Origin of the sequence: Corynebacterium sp. HMSC078A10 (genome assembly GCF_001811565.1) — a bacterium.
Classification (GTDB): Bacteria; Actinomycetota; Actinomycetes; order Mycobacteriales; family Mycobacteriaceae; genus Corynebacterium; species Corynebacterium hesseae.
This window is the reverse complement of sequence record NZ_KV805185.1, coordinates 84,067-101,635: the sequence shown is the minus strand read 5'-3', so window position 1 is coordinate 101,635 and position 17,569 is coordinate 84,067. Positions and strand designations below refer to the sequence as shown.

Here is a 17,569-nt window from a genome sequence, read left to right as displayed (position 1 = left end):
GGAACGGGAAACTAGCTTTCCTTGGCAGCGTTCAGTGATTCCCGGGCGGCGTCGGCAACAGCGTCGGCGGTGAAGCCGAACTTCTCAAAGAGCTCCGCCGCCGGTGCGGAGGCACCGAAGTGTTCCAGGGATACAGTGCGGCCGAAAGTACCGGTGTACTTGTGCCACGGCATCGAGATGCCAGCCTCCACGGAGACGCGAGCGCGGACCGAGGAGGGAAGGACCGATTCGCGGTAGGAGGCGTCCTGCTCGTCGAACCACTCCAGGCACGGAGCGGAGACAACGCGCGTTGCCGTGCCTTCAGCCTCGAGCTGCTTGGCGGCTTCTACCGCGAGCTGAACCTCGGAACCGGTGGCGAGGAGAATGACGTCCGGGGTTTCCTTCGATGCTTCAACGAGGACGTAGGCGCCGCGGCGAACACCTTCGGCGGCCTTCTCCTTGGTGCCCTCGAGCACGGGCAGGTTCTGTCGGGACAGCGCCAAACCCTTCGGCGCTGCCTTGTATTCGAGTGCCGCTGCCCATGCCTGGGCAGTCTCATTGGCATCGGCCGGGCGGATGACGGAGAGGTTGGGGATGGCACGGAGGGCAGAGAGCGTCTCCACCGGCTGGTGGGTGGGGCCGTCCTCACCCAGACCAATCGAGTCGTGGGTCCACACGTAGTAGGTATCAGTAGACATGAGCGCACCGAGGCGGACGGCAGGGTACTGGTACTCGGAGAAGATGAGGAAGGTACCGCCGTAAACGCGGGTATTACCATGCAGCGCGATGCCATTCATGATTGCGGACATGGCGTGCTCACGAATACCGAAGTGCAGGTTGCGGCCGTAAGGCGTGGCCGTCCAGGCGCCCGTGGTGATGGACTCCGGGCCGAAGGAATCCGCACCCTTGATGACTGTGTTGTTGGAACCCGCCAGGTCGGCGGAGCCGCCCCACATCTCCGGCAGGGAGGCTGCGAGCGCTTGGATAGCGGCCTCAGAGGCCTTGCGAGTGGCCAGAGATTCGCCTGCCTCCCAGGTAGGAAGGTCAGCGGCGAAGTCAGCCGGAAGTTCCCGGGCCTGGAGGCGGTCGAAGAGCTTCTTTTCCTCCGGGTGGGCCGCAGCCCATGCGTCGAACTTCTCCTGCCATTCGGCGTGCTTCTGTGCACCGCGGGCAGTCAGCTCACGGGTGTGAGCGAGGACTTCCTCGTCGATGTGGAAGGACTGTGTGGGATCGAACCCGAGGATTTCCTTGGTGGCGGCGACTTCATCCTCACCGAGGGCGGCGCCGTGGACGCCACCGGTGTTCATCTTGTTCGGTGCCGGGTAGCCGATGACCGTCTTCACACGGATGAAGGAAGGCCGAGAGGTCTCGGCGCGGGCAGCGGCGGCGGCTGCCTCGATGGCTTCAACGTCCTCGCCGGATTCGACGGTCTGCACATGCCAGCCGTAGGCCTCGTAGCGCTTGGCCACATCCTCATTGAAGGCAATGTTGGTGTCGTCCTCAATGGAGATGCGGTTGTCGTCCCAGAAGACGATGAGGTTCCCCAGCTTCTGCGTACCCGCCAGGGACGAAGCCTCAGCAGTCACGCCCTCCTGCAGGTCACCGTCCGAGGCGATGACGTAGATGAAGTGATCGAAGGGAGACTCGCCCGCTGGGGCGGAGGCGTCGAACAATCCGCGCTCCTTGCGCGCGGCCATTGCCATACCAACCGCGGAGGCCAGGCCCTGGCCCAGCGGGCCGGTAGTGATTTCTACGCCGTCGGTGTGGTGCACCTCCGGGTGGCCGGGCGTCTTGGAACCCCAGGTGCGCAAGGACTTGAGGTCCTCCATCTCGAGGCCGAAGCCACCGAGGAAGAGCTGAATGTATTGCGTCAGGGACGAGTGTCCGACGGAAAGGACGAAGCGGTCGCGCCCGGCCCAGTGGGCGTCTGCTGGATCGTGGTTTAGCACGCGTTGGTAGAGCGTGTAGGCCAACGGGGCCAGGGACATAGCGGTACCCGGGTGGCCGGAGCCGCAGTTTTGGACTGCGTCGGCAGCTAGCACGCGCACAGTATCCACGGCGCGGGTATCGAGGTCACTCCAGTCCGAAGGGTAGCGGCGCTGGACCATAGCCTGCAGTTCCGGGGACAACTTATCGTGCGACACGGCGAAAACCTCACTTCGCTTCTGGAAACAGATATACCGTTTATCAGTGTAAAGGTTTTTCGATCCTCGGCGGGGGATTATAGAAACCAGGTTTCGGACGGTAATCTGGCATGGTTGACGCCGTTGCTCCCTGCTATCGGCCAGTGGCCGGCGAGTTTTCTCCGGAGAATGATCTGGATTCTCGCCACGAGGTTTTCAGGATGTGTTCTAGACGTCCTTGGGAACTTTCTAGCACGAGCAGACGACCACTACTTCAGACCAATAAGCCATTCACCCACGTGCCGGATTTACGGAGGACTGTTCCTTGGAGACCATCAAGGCCTATTTTGCGCTAACGAAACCGAGGATCATTGAGCTCCTCCTCGTGGCAGCAATCCCGGCTATGCTCCAGGCCCAGCGTGGATTCGAGGCGGTGTCGTCGAATTTCTGGCTCATCTTATCCACCATCTTTGGTGGCTGGATGGGTGCCGCAGCAGCCCACACGTTCAACAACGTTGTGGACTATGAAATCGATCAGAAGATGCAACGTACGCGCGCTCGCCCGCTGGTGCGCAAGACCATTGCGCGCCGCAATGCCGCTGCCTTCGCCTGGGTCATGCTGGCGCTGTCCGTCTTTTGGCTGGGCGTGCTGGCGCATTCTTGGCTGGCCGCGTTCTTCGTGCTGTTGACCAACTTTTTCTACGTCATCGTCTACACGAAGTTCCTCAAGATGCGGAATTCCCAGAACATCGTGTGGGGCGGTCTCGCTGGCTGTATGCCCGCCATGGTGGGCTGGGCAGTGATTCGGGATAACGCGCCCGCGGGGGAGCCCGATAAGTGGTGGCAGGCCGTGGTGTTGTTCCTCATCATTTTCTTCTGGACCCCACCACACACGTGGGCACTCGCAATGAAGTACAAAGAGGACTACCGCAAGGCTGGGGTACCGATGTTGCCCGTTGTTGCCGGAGAAGTGGAAGTAACTCGCCAAATCGTTTGGTACACAATCGGAACGGTCATCGTAACCTTCCTCATCATCCCGGCCGCTTCGTGGATCTATCTGGTGGCCGCGGTGGCTTCCGGTGCGGTCTTCCTGTGGATGGCCATCCGCCTGCACCAAGGAGTAAAGAAGGGCGCAAAGGTCAAGCCCATGCGCCTGTTTATCTACTCCAACAACTATCTGTCAGTTCTTTTCATCGGCCTGTCCATCGACGCCATCGTGGGTTGGGAGCCCATCGGGCGCATGCTGGGTTGGTCAGCCACGCTCTTTTAATTAGCTAGTGTTTATCTAGCTATTCTTCCTCCCGCACGCGCAAAACAATTGAGCCGGTGGTCTTGCGCTCTTGGAGGTCGCGGTGGGCCTGAGCGGCTTCTGCAAGCGGATATTCTGCAGATACGCGGAAGTCAAGCTCGCCGTCGATAACCGCCTGCACCACGGCCTGAGCGCGCATCTGGAACTCGCCTTCTTGGGAGGTCCAGGCGCCGAGTTAGGGGCGGGTGAGGAAGATGGAGCCGTGCTTATTCAGCAGCTGCGGATCCATGGGCGGGACTGGTCCCGATGCGGCGCCGAAGAGCGCCACAGTACCGCGCGGGCGCACGACTTCGAGGGACTCGCCGAAGGTCGCCTTGCCGACGCCGTCGTAAACCACGTCAACCCCACGCCCACCGTTGTGGCGGCGTACCTGTTCGGCCAGGCCACTGCTGTAGCGGAAGACACAGTCAGCACCTGCGCTATAGGCCAGCTCTTCTTTCTCATCGGTGGAGACCACTGAGTAAACGGTGGCGCCGAGGGACTTGGCCATCTGCGTAAGGACTAGGCCGACGCCGCCCGCACCGGCGGTAATCAGGCACGATGCGCCTTCCCCAAGCTGATATACACCGTGAGTGAGGTAGTGTGCCGTCATGCCTTGGAGGAGCATAGACCCTGCGACAGCGGACGGGATCTCATCCGGGACGGCCACCACGCGGTCGCGCGGCACACAGACCTGCTCGGCATAGGAACCGAATGCGTGATCCCAGGCAACCATCGTGCCCGGGGCGATCTCCCCCTGGGGATCGTGCACAACCCGGCCGGTGCCTTCGAGGCCGAGGATGAAAGGCACAGAGGCGTTGTAGATGCCTTCGCGGTAGTAGGTGTCGATGTAGTTGACGCCGGCCACGGAGACGTCGACAAGCAACTGCTCCTGCGATGGCGTGGGGGAATCTACCTCGGCGTAGGTGAGGACCTCAGGCCCTCCGGTCGTGGTCACCTGAATAGCATGCATGGTGTCTAGGCTAAACGAGATCCCGGCCCCCGCGCAGCAAAAGCGCCGCCTTCCTCCTAGCGTGGTGGGGAAGACGGCGCTGTGAGCACCTACCGGGTTGCCCTAGCTTTGGGTTGCGGAGCTGCTTTCGACACCAATTTGAGTAGCGCTGGAGGAAGCAATTTCAGTGGTGCGGACGCGGCGCAGTCCATGCGCCCACAGTAGGGCGGTGAAGGCCGTAACCACCGAGGACATGCCCACGTGGAAGGGGACTGTCCAGCGTGGAATGTGCAGGTAGAACTGCGTTACGCCAAGAGCCCATTGGATGACGATGCAGGCAATGAGCACCCAGCCGTCCTTCCTGGCCGCCTTGGGCGCACCAGTGCGGTGAAGGAGGAAGACCACGATGAGGGTCAGCGCCAAGTAGACGTACATGCAGATAGCGTGGATGACGGCCATGCCATAGGTATCGACTCCGAGGCGTCCCTCCATGCCCACGCCAGCGTCGCCGGAGTGTGTTCCGGAGCCGGTGACAAAGGTACCGGTCAGCAGCACGATGGAGAGCGCTACCGCAGCAACGACCGCGAGGGTGCGCACGGCGGCAGGGAAGAGGCGAGTAGGGGTTCCGTCATCGGGTTCGTTGATGCGGGAGAACAGCATGGCCGCAATCCACACCAGGGCCATAGAGGGGAGGAAGTGAATTGCCACGCTCCACCAAGAAAGCTTCAGCACGACCGACAGGGCGCCAATGAGTGCCTGCACGAAGATACCTGCGAGCCCCGCCCAAGCATAGACCTTGAGCTCCTTGCGGCGCTGCGCCTTGTGAACGGCCACGATGCTGGCGATGGCCGCCGCCGCAACAACAAAGGTCAAAAGCCGGTTACCGAATTCAATGGCTTGGTGCAGCATGGGGGCCGCGCCTTGAATGGGGACGAGGGAACCGGGGTGGCAGTTGGGCCACGTCACGCAACCAAGGCCGGAACCGGTCACGCGGACGATGGAACCCGATACTGTAATGCCAGCCTGACAGATTAAGAGGACGAGTGCGATAATGCGCTGTGTCTTCAGCGAGGGGCCTGCAGGATTTGTAGCAGGCGCAGGGGTGCGTTGAGAAGAAATGTTGGCAGTACTCACGGGTACTCAGCCTACCGTTCGGCACCGCTCCGGAACCAAAATCAGTATGTGCGTCACGCCGTGCAAGGGAGAAGAATCACTTTTAGCCCTCGAAGCGGAACCAACGCACCGCTGCAAACGACGCTACCGCTGACCAACCGATGAGGAGGAGGATCTCAAAGACAGGGAACGCTCCTTTAAGAGCGATGTCGAGCCCACCGGCCATCGCCACAGTGGGTACGAGCGTGAGTACCCCATTATCGCCCAGACCCTGAGAATACATCACCCAGCCGACGGTGCCGAGCAGAATGAACCAAATGAGGTTGGACACCGCCAGGACAGCCTCAGAGCTGAGGGTCCCGCCGAGCAGCAAGCCGAGCGCTGTAAATGTGGCAACACCAAACGCCAACACCACCACACCGATGGCGGCACCGCCGGCAGTAATACGCAGCCCGAGGATGGCAGCTGCTGTGCCCAGTACAAGGACCTGAAGTACCACCATTGAAAGAACGCCAAGGATCTTTCCCACCACGATGGCCCAAGCCGGAACTCCTGATGCGCCCGTTCGTTTGAGCGCGCCATAGCGACGGTCGAAAGCCAGAGAAATAGCTTGGCCGGTAAACCCAGAGGATGTAGTGCCGACGGCTAGGACCATGGGGAAGATCTCCTCTACGCCGTGGCCCGTACTGTCCTGCATCTTGGCGGCGCCGATCAGGATAGCGAGCGGAATGATGATGCTCAGTAGCTGTTGCTCGCCGTGCCGCAGCATCAGCTTTGACTCGATTGCCCCTTGGGCACGGGCCATGGCGGCAACGCCAACGCGCTGCGGATTCGGGCTGAATGTGCCGGGTGCGAAGGTGCTCATGGAGCTTCTCCTTGATCAAACAAAGTGGTAGGTGTCAGATGCGGGCTAACTGCGCATCTCGCGGCCGGTGAGATCTAGGAAGACCTCTTCGAGGTTACGGTGCGAGGTTTGCAGGTTGCGGAGGACAACGTCGTGCGCGGCTAAGAACGTGGCGAGCTCTGCGATGACCTCCGGGCTGACCGAAGAGGCGAGTCGGTAGTGGAGAGGGCGGGTAGCGTCGGCGGAGATGCCTGCCTTACGCAGCGCCTCAAGGTCCACTGGAGTCGCGGTCTCAAAACTCACCTGTGGGATATCAGCGGAACTCGTCAGCGACGCTGCGGTGCCGCTGGCGACGAGCTGGCCGTGATCAATAATGACGACGCGGTCGCTGAGTGCTTCCGCTTCATCCATGAGGTGCGTGGTGAGGATGACTGTCACGCCATCTGCACGCAAGGCACGGATGAGATCCCACACGGCAAGGCGCGATTGCGCGTCCATACCTGCCGTGGGTTCATCGAGGAAGATCAATTCTGGACGTCCAATGATGGCCAAGGCGAGAGAAAGCCGCTGTTGCTGCCCGCCCGACAAACGGCGGTAACTATTCTTTTCCACCGCCCGCAGCCCTAGGGTATCCAGTAGCCATTCCGGGTCTAAGGGATTGTCGTTATAGGAGGCGCTAAGTTGCAGCATCTCCTTAACCTTGATTCCGGAATAAGAACCTCCGCCCTGCAGCATGATGCCAATGCGGGCGCGCACCGCGTCAGGGTTGCGTGCAGGGTCAAGCCCCAGAACCTCAATGTGGCCGGAGGTGGGTTTCTTAAATCCCTCACACATCTCGATGGTGGTTGTCTTGCCCGCACCATTGGGGCCAAGCAGACATAGAATCTCGCCGTAATTAGCGCGGAAGCTCAGCCCATTTACCGCGTTGACGTCGCCATAGGTCTTTATGACGTTTTCTAGAATGAGAGCCGATCTAGTCACGGGCAGTTAGTTTAAGACACGCACGCCCGCTCGACGCAACGCAACCCACCCCGCAGCGATCAGTGCTACGAACGTCACCACAGCGGCCAAGTAGATAACGAAGACCGTGCCTGGGGGCAGGCCTAGCCCGCGCGGTAGGACGATGAAGCTCATCAACCCGGAGTAAATCATTACCGCCATACGGAAGAAGCGCCGGTTTGCCCACGCCGCGAGCGGCAGCACCGCCCACAGGATGTACCAGGGCTGGACGACTGGGAAGAAAACCACGAGCGCGAAGGTGGACACACCGAGTCCGCCCACCGGGTGGATGGCTCCGCGGAAGGTCGCATACAGCATGCGGAGCATAAAACCGGCGGCAATGATGACGCCGACAGTGCGGGTGACGCTGAGAATGGCCTCGGTGTGATCACCCAAACCCAACAGCATCCCGAGGAAGCCGGCGCCGACGCCCACGGAGGTCGTCGCAGAGAGCCAGGAACGGATCGTAGCCGCGCCGCCTTGACCAAAGATCCATCCAATATCGATACCCGTGACTATCGTGACTGCCGCAATAGAGACGGCGAGCAGAAGCAGCTGGGCAAAACCGGCGCCAAGGACCGCCCGGACGGCGGGCACACCGTGCTTGTCGACGAGCCCGCGAGCAGCCGCCATCCCGACAAACCCAAGTCCAATAAAGCCAGTAACCTTCACCATGCCGGCGCACGAAATGAGGACGCCAGACGCGATGAACAGTGCCCATACCCGCCAACGGGCGGCGTGGGAATCGTTGACAGCCCGAAGGCCCAATTCCACTCCGACGAGAGCCAGCCCAAGCATGAAGGATTCATTGTGAATGCCTCCTACCAGGTGAAGGATGGTCAAGGGGTTGAGGATGCCGAGCCAGAGTGCTGCCTCTGGGGCCACGCGGCAGCGGGCGGCGAGACGTGAAATGGCCCAGCCAGCAGCGATGATGCCGACGAGGGAAAACACTCGGTGAAGGACTACGCCCCAGATGATGGAGTCGTGGGTGAGCCAGCTGACCAATGCGGCCAGTCCTAACGCCACAGGGCCATACGGGGAGGGGGAGTTTGCCCAGATGAAAGGGACCGAACGGGCAAGGTCATTATCTGCGCCCAAAAGTTCCACGGGGCCTGCGGAATAGGGATCGAGGCCTTGCAGCACGATGGATCCGTTGGCCAGGTAGGAGTAGATGTCTTGGGTGAAAAGGGGAGCGGTGACCAGTAGTGGAAGTACCCATCCCAGCCAGGTTCGCCACATCTGGCTTTGCGTCAGCACTCGGGGGGAGTGGCTAAACCTCGTATCTTCCCCGTCGCCCGTTAGCTTTGGATTATGTTCGGCCTTGCGCAGGCGCAGTGGTGCTCCCACGAGTGGGGCCATACAAATCCACGCGGTCACCATGAAACCGACACCGATAAACACGATGGCGGAGGAGGACTGCAGCATTCGTGACATGAGTGAACCGAAAGGTAAGGACTCATACGGGTTTCCCACCACTGGGAGCGCGCCGGCGCCCAGGCCGCCGAGTGCAATGAGCAATGCGCCGATCGTGCCGAGCCAGCGAAGCGTGAACAGTGTACGCAGCTGGGAGATGGTGCGGCGGTGGGCGTCGCCAAGCGCGGCGTGATCTGCGCCCTCGGCGGAGTCGGGGAAGTCTTGGTGAAGGAGCGCGGAACGGGAACCAGGAACACCCATGCGGGGAAGCTCATCGCGCACGCCCCAGATGACGCGGGGCAGTCGCCCCGATCGGGTGTAGTCGCGTTCCATATTCATGACTGTCTACCTTAGCGGCTCAGTGGTGAGCGGGAACTAGCTGCCCGCGACACGAATGAAAGAGTGGAAATTGGGAATGAATTAAGGAACACTAGTGTTGTCTAAACAGGGAATGATTCACTCAAGGAGGTGTGCACCGTGACGAAGGAGTTACCCAGGGAGACTCGCTCGACCGAGGGCGATACTCGCCGCCACGTCATGTTGTTGCTTCTCAAGGACGGCCCGGTGACGGCGTCGTACTTAGGTGAACGCCTAGGTCTCTCTGCAGCCGGCATACGCCGGCACTTAGACATTTTGGTGGAGGAAGGACTCACCGAGGTTGTACACCGCCGCCCAGCAGCCCGTCCCGGGCAGTCGGCAGGCCGTGGTCGCCCCGCCAAGCACTTCCGCCTCACGGATCAAGGCCGTGCCCAATTCGGGCACGCCTATGACCAACTGGCGGCGGAAGCACTCACCGCGTTGCGGGAAGCGGGTGGGCCCGAGGCGGTCCGGCGCTTTGCCAAGGCCCGCTTCGAGCGGCTCGTGGAAGACGTGACTCCTTTGGTAGAGGAGGAAGAATCCGTACCTGAGGTGGCACGCCAGCTGGCCGCTGTGCTTGATGCACACGGCTACGCGGCCACGGTGACATCGGTGGGAAATGGAGTGCAGATTTGCCAGCACCATTGCCCGGTGGCCCATGTGGCTGCTGAGCATCCGGAGTTGTGTGAAGCTGAACAAGAAGTTTTCTCCGCGCTATTAGGCAAACATGTGCAGCCCTTGGCCTCCATCGCGGATGGCCACGGAATCTGCACCACGAATATCCCCTTAAAACCTGTCCCGCCGTCTGCGGTGGAACGGGAAAAAGACTAATCAACATAGAAAGGAGCGGGCTTTGACACAGGCACAACCAGCACCAGGGCTTGAGACCAAGATGAGCGATGATGAGATCATCTCCTCCATCGGTGGATATGACTACGGCTGGCACGATTCGGACGCGGCCGGCCAGGCAGCACACCGAGGTTTGAGCGAAGACGTCGTCCGCGATATCTCGGAGAAGAAGAACGAGCCGGAATGGATGCTTGAGTCCCGACTCAAGGCACTGCGCGTTTTCAACAAGAAGCCGGTGCCTACGTGGGGCCCGGATCTCTCCGACATCGACTTTGACAACATTAAGTACTTTGTCCGCTCCACTGAGAAGCAGGCCCAAACCTGGGATGACCTGCCGTCAGATATTAAGGAGACCTACGACAAGCTGGGTATCCCGGATGCCGAGAAGAAGCGTCTAGTCTCCGGTGTTGCCGCCCAGTACGAGTCCGAGGTGGTCTACCACAAGATTCGTGAGGACCTCGAAGCCCAGGGCGTTATCTTCGTCGATACCGATACTGCTGTGCGCGAGTACCCGGAGATCCTCCAGGAGTACTTCGGCACGGTCATCCCGGCCGGTGACAATAAGTTCTCCGCACTGAACAATGCCTGCTGGTCTGGTGGCTCCTTCGTCTATGTGCCGAAGGGCGTCCACGTGGACATCCCGTTGCAGGCTTACTTCCGCATCAACACGGAGAACATGGGCCAGTTCGAGCGCACCCTCATCATCGTGGAAGAGGACGCCTACGTCCACTACATCGAGGGCTGCACCGCTCCGATCTACAACTCGGACTCACTGCACACCGGTGTCATCGAGATCGTCGTGAAGAAGGGCGGCCGCTGCCGTTATACCACCATTCAGAACTGGTCCACCAACGTCTATAACTTGGTGACCCAGCGCGCCAAGGTGGAAGAGGGCGGCACCATGGAATGGGTCGATGGCAACATCGGTTCCAAGGTCACCATGAAGTACCCCTCCTGCTGGCTGACCGGCGAGCACGCTAAGGGCGAGGTTCTGTCCCTGGCTTTCGCTGCGGACAACCAGGTGCAGGACACCGGCTCCAAGATGGTCCACATGGCGCCGAACACCTCCTCCAACATTGTGTCCAAATCGGTGGCCCGCAATGGTGGCCGCGCCGCTTACCGTGGTTTGGTGCAGGTCAACGCCAACGCTGCCAACTCCACGGCCAACGTCGAGTGTGACGCGCTGCTGGTGGACAATAACTCGCGTTCGGATACGTATCCGTACAACGATATCCGTAACGACCACGTCACCTTGGGCCACGAGGCGACCGTCTCGCAGGTCTCCGAGGAGCAGTTGTTCTACCTCATGTCCCGCGGTATCGCCGAGGAAGAGGCCATGGCGATGATCGTGCGCGGCTTCGTTGAGCCGATTGCAAAGGAGCTCCCCATGGAATACGCATTGGAGCTCAACCGTCTTATCGAGCTGCAGATGGAAGGATCGGTGGGCTAAATGGTAGCTTCCAACGAATTTAATCCTGCTGACGTCACCAAGGGTGACCAGTTCACGTCATTCAATGTGGAGGACTTCCCGGTCCCGCATGGCCGCGATGAGGTGTGGCGCTTTATCGCCCTGCGTAACCTGCGGGGCCTGCACAACGGTGAGTTTGCGCCGGCGACCGCACAGAAGATCGACGTCACCGCTCCGGAAGGCGTAACCTCCGAAACCGTCGCGCCTGACGACGCCCGCCTTGGCACCGCTGGCGCCCCTGCTGACCGTGTTGCCGCACAGGCCTGGACTTCCATGCCGGAAGCACAGGTTGTCACTGTGGACGCTGAGGCACAGTTGGACCAGCCGGTGGAGATCACCATTACCGGTGCTGGTGAGGGCGTGACCTCCTTTGGTGCGACCTCCATCCACGTGGGACACCACGCCGAAGCCACCATCGTGCTGAAGTACGTCGGCTCCGGCACCCACGCGGACAATGTTGAATTCGTGTTGGGCGACGGCGCCCACGTCACCGTCGTCGTTGACGCTGATTGGGAAGATGACGCCGTCCACCTGTCCCACCAGATCGCGAAGGTGGGCCGCGACGCCGTCCTGCGCCACAACACCGCCATCTTCGGCGGCGAGATTGTGCGCCTCGTTCCACGCGTGGTTTTCGACGCCCCGGGCGGCGATGCCGAACTGCTGGGCGTCTACTTCGCCGATGCCGGCCAGTACTTTGAGAACCGTCTGCTGGTGGACCACGATGTGCCGAACTGCCGCTCCCGCGTTTTCTACAAGGGCGCGCTGCAGGGCGCTACGTCCGCGCAGAAGGCCGAGGCTGGCTCCGCTTCCCGCACCCCGGAGGCCCGCACCTGCTGGGTCGGTGACGTGCTCATCCGCAAGAACGCGAACAACACGGACACCTATGAGACGAACAACAACCTGATTCTCACCGAGGGCGCACGTGCAGACGCCATCCCGAACCTGGAGATCCAGACCGGTGAGATCGTCGGCGCCGGCCATGCCGCAACTGTGGGCCGCTTCGATGACCTCGAGCTGTTCTACCTCATGTCCCGCGGCATTCCGGCCGCCGAGGCACGCCGCCTCATCATCCGCGGCTTCTTCTCCGAAGTCATCTCACGCATCCCGGTCGAGTCCCTGCGCGAGGAACTGGAATCCCGCGTCGTCGACGAGCTCGCCAAGATCAACGCTTAAAACTCCCCGAAAGCAGGTACCAACTCAATGTCTACTCTGGAAATTAAGAATCTCCACGCGCAGGTGCTCCCCAACGAGGAGGACGGCGAGCCGAAGGAGATCCTCAAGGGCGTCAACCTGACCATCAACTCCGGTGAGACCCATGCCGTCATGGGGCCCAATGGCTCCGGCAAGTCCACCCTGTCCTACGTCATTGCCGGCCACCCCAAGTACGAGGTTACTGAGGGCGAGGTGCTCCTCGACGGCGAAAACATCCTCGAGATGGAAGTTGATGAGCGCGCCCGCGCTGGCCTCTTCCTCGCCATGCAGTACCCGACCGAGGTGCCGGGCGTGAAGATGTCGCAGTTCATGCGCTCTGCCGTGACTGCTATTCGTGGCGAGGCCCCGAAGCTGCGCGAGTGGAACAAGGAGCTCACAGAAGCTCGTGAGAAGCTCTCCATCGACAAGTCCTTCGCCCACCGTTCCGTGAACGAAGGTTTTTCCGGCGGTGAGAAGAAGCGCCACGAGGTCATGCAGCTGGACATCCTGAAGCCGAAGTTCGCAGTCATGGATGAGACCGACTCCGGCCTGGACGTCGACGCCCTGCGCGTGGTTTCCGAGGGTATTAACCGCTACCAGGAAGAAACCAAGGGTGGCATCCTCCTCATCACGCACTACAAGCGCATCCTTAACTACGTCGTCCCGGACTTTGTCCACGTCTTCGCAGACGGACACGTCATCAAGACCGGTGGCGCCGAGCTGGCTGATCAGCTTGAGGCGGACGGCTACGAGCAGTTCCTCAAGTAGAACTCATCAGGCTGCACACACCACGTACGCAATCGATAAAGAACCGAGCACAAGGACCTATGTCTGAACTAGACGTTAATGCGATCAGGGAGCAATTCCCCATCCTCTCGCGCACCGTGCGCGACGGTAAGCCAATGGTGTACCTGGATTCGGGTGCGACCTCGCAACGTCCCCTCCCAGTGTGGAAGGCCGAGGAGGAGTTCGTACTCGGCACCAATGCGCCGGTGCACCGCGGCTCCTACCAGTTGGCGGAGGAAGCCGATGACGCGTATGAGTCCGCCCGCCAGGCCATTGCCGCTTTCGTTGGCGCGGACCGCGATGAGATTTCCTTCACCAAGAACGCCACTGAGGCGTTGAATGAAGTTGCCTACGTGCTTAGCGATGAGCGCGCGGGGCAGCTTTATGTCGGCGAGGGCGATACCGTCGTCGTCACCGAATTGGAGCACCATGCGAACTTGGTTCCGTGGCAGGAGCTGTGCCAGCGCACTGGTGCGACGCTGAAGTGGTACTCCATGACTGAGGACGGCCGCATTGATCTCGATTCGCTCGAGCTCGATGACTCCGTCAAGGTCGTGGCTTTTACCCACCAGTCCAACGTGACGGGAGCCGTGGCCCCCGTTGAGGAACTGGTGCGCCGTGCCCGCGCTGTAGGCGCCATGGTGGTTCTGGACGCGTGCCAGTCCGTTCCGCACATGCCGGTGGACTTCCACGCTCTCGACGTGGACTTCGCCGCGTTCTCTGGGCACAAGATGTGCGGCCCGACCGGCGTCGGTGTGCTCTACGGCAAGGCGGAGCTGCTGGCACAGCTGCCGCCCTTCCTTACTGGCGGTTCCATGATCGAGGTGGTCAAGATGGAGGGCTCGACCTTTGCCGAGCCGCCGACTCGCTTCGAGGCCGGAACTCAGATGACCAGCCAGGTCGTTGGTCTGGGGGCCGCGGTGAAGTTTTTGAGCGAAGTGGGCATGGAGGCCATCCACGCCCACGAGCAGAAGCTCACCGCATTGGCTTTGGACAAGCTTTCCGAGATTCCTGGTCTACGCATCATCGGCCCCAAAAACACCGAGGATCGCGGGGGAGCGGTCTCCTTCATCGTGGAGGGCATCCACCCGCATGATTTGGGCCAGGTGCTTGATGCTCATGGAGTGTCCATCCGAACTGGTCACCACTGCGCGTGGCCACTGCACCGCGCGTGCAAGGCTAATTCGACCGCACGCGCTAGCTTTTACCTGTACAACACTGAGGACGAGGTCGACGCCCTCGTAGAGGCGGTGCGGGCTGCCCGTGCTTTCTTTGGAGTGAGCGAATGAACCTAGATTCCATGTACCAGGATGTGATCCTGGACCACTATAAGAACCCGAAATTCTCCGGCCTGCGCGATGGCCAGGCTGAGGTTCACCACGTTAACCCCTCGTGCGGCGATGAGATCACGCTGCGCGTGAAGCTGTCGGCCGACGGCAAGACTGTGGAGGACGTGTCCTACGACGCTGAAGGCTGCTCTATCTCGCAGGCTTCGACCTCCGTCATGGCGGAAGAAATCGTAGGCATCCCGTTGGAGGAGGCCAACGCCAAGCTCGAGGAGTTTGACCGCATGGTGACTTCCCGCGGCGAAATTGAGGGAGACGACGAGATCATTGGGGATGGCGTCGCTTTTGCCGGCGTGGCCAAGTTCCCTGCCCGTGTTAAGTGCGCGCTGCTGGGGTGGAAGGCCTTCCATGCTGCCACCGCGCAGGCGCTGACTGAATTGGAGAAGTAGATGGCGGATACCACTAACGATAGCCAGCCGACCGACCCGTATCAGGACGAGAACGCCTCCTTCGCCGGCGGCGGAGTAAAGCCTGAACAGACCGAAGAGCAGATTGCCAAGGCATTCGACATCACCGAATACCTCCGGGACGTCATCGATCCGGAGCTGGGCATCAACGTTGTTGACTTGGGCCTGGTCTACGACCTCTGGCTCGAGGACATTGACGGTAAGAACACCTGCGTCATCAACATGACGCTGACGTCCCCTGCGTGCCCGCTGACTGACGTCATCGGTGAGCAGATCGACGACGTCGTCGTGGGCAACAAGCTTGCCGACGCCGTCCAGCTCAACTGGGTGTGGATGCCGCCGTGGGGCCCGAACATGATCACCGAAGAGGGCCGCGAGATGCTCCAGGCCCTCGGCTTCGCGGTCTAATCGTTTCGCTGCCCCACAGTGGGCAAGGACGCCGGATCCAGCGCCGAGGAGATGATATCGACGGCTTCTTCTTGGGTTGTAGCGGACTGAAGGCGAACGCGGAAGTCCTCCTTCATGATTGCCCGTGCCAGCTTGGAAAGCAGCTTGAGGTGTTGCTTGCCGGCGTCGTCTGGCACGGCAATGAGGAACACCATCGTTGTGGGCTCCTCACCCTGTGCCCACGTGATTGCTTCGGGAAGACGTGCAAAAGCCAAGGTAGGAACCTTCACGCCAGCTGAACGGGCATGCGGGATCGCCACGCCATGGCCCACGCCGGTAGAGTGCTTCGTCTCGCGCTCAAGAGCCGCTGTGAGCACCGCAGAAGGATCAGCAAAGCGAGGAGAAACTAGCCGCACTAGTGCTTCGATGGTTTCGTCGCGAGTACTGCCCAGACTGTGGTCGAGGCTCACCGTTTCGATAGACAGCAGTGGTTGTCCCAGATGCGAGCTTTCCGCCGCGTTTGCTGAAGCTTTGTCCGCAGCGCCCTGGTCGCTCTTGCTCTCATTCTTCTCTGTCGTTTTCTTATGCTGAGTAAGTGCGATTAAGAGGAGCATGACTGATGCACAGACGACAACGCCAATAAGCAATGCCACGAAGAAGCCCACGACGTTGTCGACAGCACCGAGCACTGCGACGATGGGGCCGCCGTGCATGACATGGTCTTTAACTCCGAATGCGCCTGCTAGGCCACCGGCAACCGCACCGCCGATGACGTTCGCCGGAATGACCTGCAGAGGGCGTGCAGCGGCAAGGGGAATTGCGCCTTCCGTAATGCCGAATAGCCCCATGAAAAGCGCGGCGATACCGGCGTCTTTTTCGGCCTTATTAAACCAGGCACGGCGGGCAAGGGTGGCAGCGCCCACCGCCAATGGTGGTACAGCGATAGCGGTAGCGGCCATGCCCATAGGGGCTGCATTACCAGCGGCAATCATGCCTCCGCCAAAGAGGAACGCTGTCTTGTTGAAGGGGCCGCCCATGTCAAAAGCGATCATCGCCCCGATAACGAGACCAAGCACAACGACAGATGAGCCTTGCATTCCTGCGAGGTACTCGGTCATGGCTTCAAATGCGCCAGCTATCGGTGCGCCGACCAGGTAAATGAAGATAAGACCCACAATGAGGGTGGTGAAAATCGGGATAACGATGATCGGCCAAATCGGGGCAATGTATTTATTCACCGGAATCTTCTTGATCCCGAGCGCCACATAGCCAGACAGGATGCCGGTGACGATACCCCCCAAGAACCCGGCACCGGCTTCAGATCCGTAGAGTGATCCAGTCGTAGCGATGAGGCCAGTAATCAGACCAGGCGCCAACCCAGGACGGTCCGCAATGCCCACTGCGATATAGCCGGAAAGAATCGGCACCATGAGTGAAAAGGCCAAACCACCCAGCTCGTTCAGCGTATTCCAGAAGGAATCCTCGGGAATTGCCAAGCCTTCGGGCGTCGGGGTTCCTCCAATTGACAGTGCTACTGCGATGAGGAGACCGCCGGTCACCACGAACGGGATCATGTGGGATACGCCGTTCATCAGCGCTTTATAGAGGGTCTGTCCCACGGCGCGCGCGCCATGGGCACTGCCGGAGCTGTCCTCGCGCTGAGATCCCTTCGGCTCTTCGGCAGAAAACTTTTCTTCCCATTTCGACGCGGACAGCGAACGGCGGAGGAGCTCCTTTGGGTGCTTAATAGCTTCATCGACGCCCGTTGCTGCCAAGCGCTTGCCGCGGAAACGATCCTTGGCAATCACAGTGTCGGCGCCAATTACGATGGCATCGGCTTCTTCGATGTCCTTAGCGCTAAAGGTGCCTTCGACACCGATTGAGCCGTGGGTCTCAACTTTGATCCGGTAACCAAGTTCCGCGGCAGCGGCCTCGAGGTTTTCAGCCGCCATGTAGGTATGCGCAATACCAGTTGGGCAGGCGGTAATCGCGAGGATTAATGGCGGTTTCGATGTGGCTGATGTACTCATGATGTCAATGTAGGCACATCTTTCATCTTGTATAGGT

General features: G+C 60.6%; 14 protein-coding genes and 1 pseudogene. 8 read left to right on the top strand and 7 right to left on the bottom strand.

The annotated features are described in order from the left end of the window. Positions 1–11 precede the first annotated feature (11 nt). Positions 12–2,087, bottom strand: coding sequence for a transketolase (gene tkt / locus HMPREF2808_RS02335; RefSeq protein WP_210386340.1), 2,076 nt, complete (start codon positions 2,085–2,087; stop codon positions 12–14). Positions 2,088–2,427: 340 nt separating this feature from the next. Here tkt and HMPREF2808_RS02330 point away from each other — a divergent pair, with 340 nt between their 5' ends. Then, a complete protein-coding gene (locus HMPREF2808_RS02330; protein ID WP_070524276.1) occupies positions 2,428–3,372 on the top strand; it encodes a heme o synthase in 945 nt (314 codons plus the stop codon). 19 nt (positions 3,373–3,391) lie between these two features. Here HMPREF2808_RS02330 and HMPREF2808_RS02325 read toward each other — a convergent pair. The 5 genes and pseudogenes from HMPREF2808_RS02325 to mptB form a co-directional block, all read right to left on the bottom strand. Continuing rightward, positions 3,392–4,363 (bottom strand): annotated as a pseudogene (locus HMPREF2808_RS02325) (quinone oxidoreductase). 102 nt (positions 4,364–4,465) lie between these two features. Next, the gene (locus tag HMPREF2808_RS02320) at positions 4,466–5,476 is read right to left on the bottom strand and encodes a COX15/CtaA family protein (RefSeq protein ID WP_070596573.1); all 1,011 of its coding nucleotides are present in this window, start codon (positions 5,474–5,476) and stop codon (positions 4,466–4,468) included. An 82-nt stretch (positions 5,477–5,558) separates the two neighbouring features. Next, positions 5,559–6,320, bottom strand: a complete 762-nt coding sequence (locus tag HMPREF2808_RS02315) for an ABC transporter permease (RefSeq protein ID WP_070596574.1) — start codon at positions 6,318–6,320, stop codon at positions 5,559–5,561. Between the two features lie 45 nt (positions 6,321–6,365). Next, entirely contained in the window at positions 6,366–7,280 is a 915-nt protein-coding gene (locus tag HMPREF2808_RS02310) for an ABC transporter ATP-binding protein (RefSeq protein ID WP_070596575.1), read from the bottom strand. A 6-nt stretch (positions 7,281–7,286) separates the two neighbouring features. Further along, entirely contained in the window at positions 7,287–9,050 is a 1,764-nt protein-coding gene (gene mptB, locus HMPREF2808_RS02305) for a polyprenol phosphomannose-dependent alpha 1,6 mannosyltransferase MptB (protein ID WP_070596576.1), read from the bottom strand. Between the two features lie 198 nt (positions 9,051–9,248). On the opposite strand from mptB, the gene HMPREF2808_RS02300 reads away from it, so the two are divergent. From HMPREF2808_RS02300 to HMPREF2808_RS02270, 7 genes are read left to right on the top strand one after another with little or no spacing between them, the layout of a single operon-like run. After that, positions 9,249–9,899 (top strand): helix-turn-helix transcriptional regulator, encoded by a 651-nt coding sequence (locus HMPREF2808_RS02300; protein WP_154736555.1) that lies wholly within the window; start codon positions 9,249–9,251, stop codon positions 9,897–9,899. 22 nt (positions 9,900–9,921) lie between these two features. Then, positions 9,922–11,367, top strand: a complete 1,446-nt coding sequence (gene sufB, locus HMPREF2808_RS02295; RefSeq protein WP_070524260.1) for a Fe-S cluster assembly protein SufB — start codon at positions 9,922–9,924, stop codon at positions 11,365–11,367. Further along, a complete protein-coding gene (gene sufD / locus HMPREF2808_RS02290; protein ID WP_070564479.1) occupies positions 11,368–12,558 on the top strand; it encodes a Fe-S cluster assembly protein SufD in 1,191 nt (396 codons plus the stop codon). A 27-nt stretch (positions 12,559–12,585) separates the two neighbouring features. Continuing rightward, entirely contained in the window at positions 12,586–13,344 is a 759-nt protein-coding gene (gene sufC / locus HMPREF2808_RS02285) for a Fe-S cluster assembly ATPase SufC (RefSeq protein ID WP_070524257.1), read from the top strand. A gap of 59 nt (positions 13,345–13,403) precedes the next feature. Further along, positions 13,404–14,651 carry a cysteine desulfurase gene (locus tag HMPREF2808_RS02280; protein ID WP_070623467.1) on the top strand — a complete coding sequence of 416 codons (1,248 nt, stop codon included), beginning with the start codon at positions 13,404–13,406 and terminating at the stop codon, positions 14,649–14,651. Further along, positions 14,648–15,097, top strand: coding sequence for a Fe-S cluster assembly sulfur transfer protein SufU (sufU, locus tag HMPREF2808_RS02275; protein WP_070623464.1), 450 nt, complete (start codon positions 14,648–14,650; stop codon positions 15,095–15,097). Before HMPREF2808_RS02280 ends, sufU begins: the two co-directional genes overlap by 4 nt. Beyond that, on the top strand, positions 15,098–15,523 hold the full coding sequence (locus HMPREF2808_RS02270) for a metal-sulfur cluster assembly factor (RefSeq protein WP_070524254.1): 426 nt from the start codon (positions 15,098–15,100) through the stop codon (positions 15,521–15,523). It abuts the gene before it with no gap. Here HMPREF2808_RS02270 and HMPREF2808_RS02265 read toward each other — a convergent pair. Further along, positions 15,520–17,532, bottom strand: coding sequence for a fructose-specific PTS transporter subunit EIIC (locus HMPREF2808_RS02265; protein ID WP_070623461.1), 2,013 nt, complete (start codon positions 17,530–17,532; stop codon positions 15,520–15,522). The two genes, HMPREF2808_RS02270 and HMPREF2808_RS02265, sit on opposite strands and share 4 nt — an antisense overlap. Positions 17,533–17,569: the final 37 nt, after the last annotated feature.

Bases quoted from the DNA above. Each gene is read 5' to 3' on its own strand.
- mptB (WP_070596576.1), bottom strand. From the start codon at position 9,050: ATGAATATGGAACGCGACTACACCCGATCGGGGCGACTGCCCCGCGTC.
- sufU (WP_070623464.1), top strand. From the start codon at position 14,648: ATGAACCTAGATTCCATGTACCAGGATGTGATCCTGGACCACTATAAG.
- sufD (WP_070564479.1), top strand. From the start codon at position 11,368: ATGGTAGCTTCCAACGAATTTAATCCTGCTGACGTCACCAAGGGTGAC.
- sufC (WP_070524257.1), top strand. From the start codon at position 12,586: ATGTCTACTCTGGAAATTAAGAATCTCCACGCGCAGGTGCTCCCCAAC.
- HMPREF2808_RS02300 (WP_154736555.1), top strand. From the start codon at position 9,249: ATGTTGTTGCTTCTCAAGGACGGCCCGGTGACGGCGTCGTACTTAGGT.
- HMPREF2808_RS02265 (WP_070623461.1), bottom strand. From the start codon at position 17,532: ATGAGTACATCAGCCACATCGAAACCGCCATTAATCCTCGCGATTACC.
- HMPREF2808_RS02315 (WP_070596574.1), bottom strand. From the start codon at position 6,320: ATGAGCACCTTCGCACCCGGCACATTCAGCCCGAATCCGCAGCGCGTT.
- HMPREF2808_RS02270 (WP_070524254.1), top strand. From the start codon at position 15,098: ATGGCGGATACCACTAACGATAGCCAGCCGACCGACCCGTATCAGGAC.
- tkt (WP_210386340.1), bottom strand. From the start codon at position 2,087: ATGGTCCAGCGCCGCTACCCTTCGGACTGGAGTGACCTCGATACCCGC.
- HMPREF2808_RS02280 (WP_070623467.1), top strand. From the start codon at position 13,404: ATGTCTGAACTAGACGTTAATGCGATCAGGGAGCAATTCCCCATCCTC.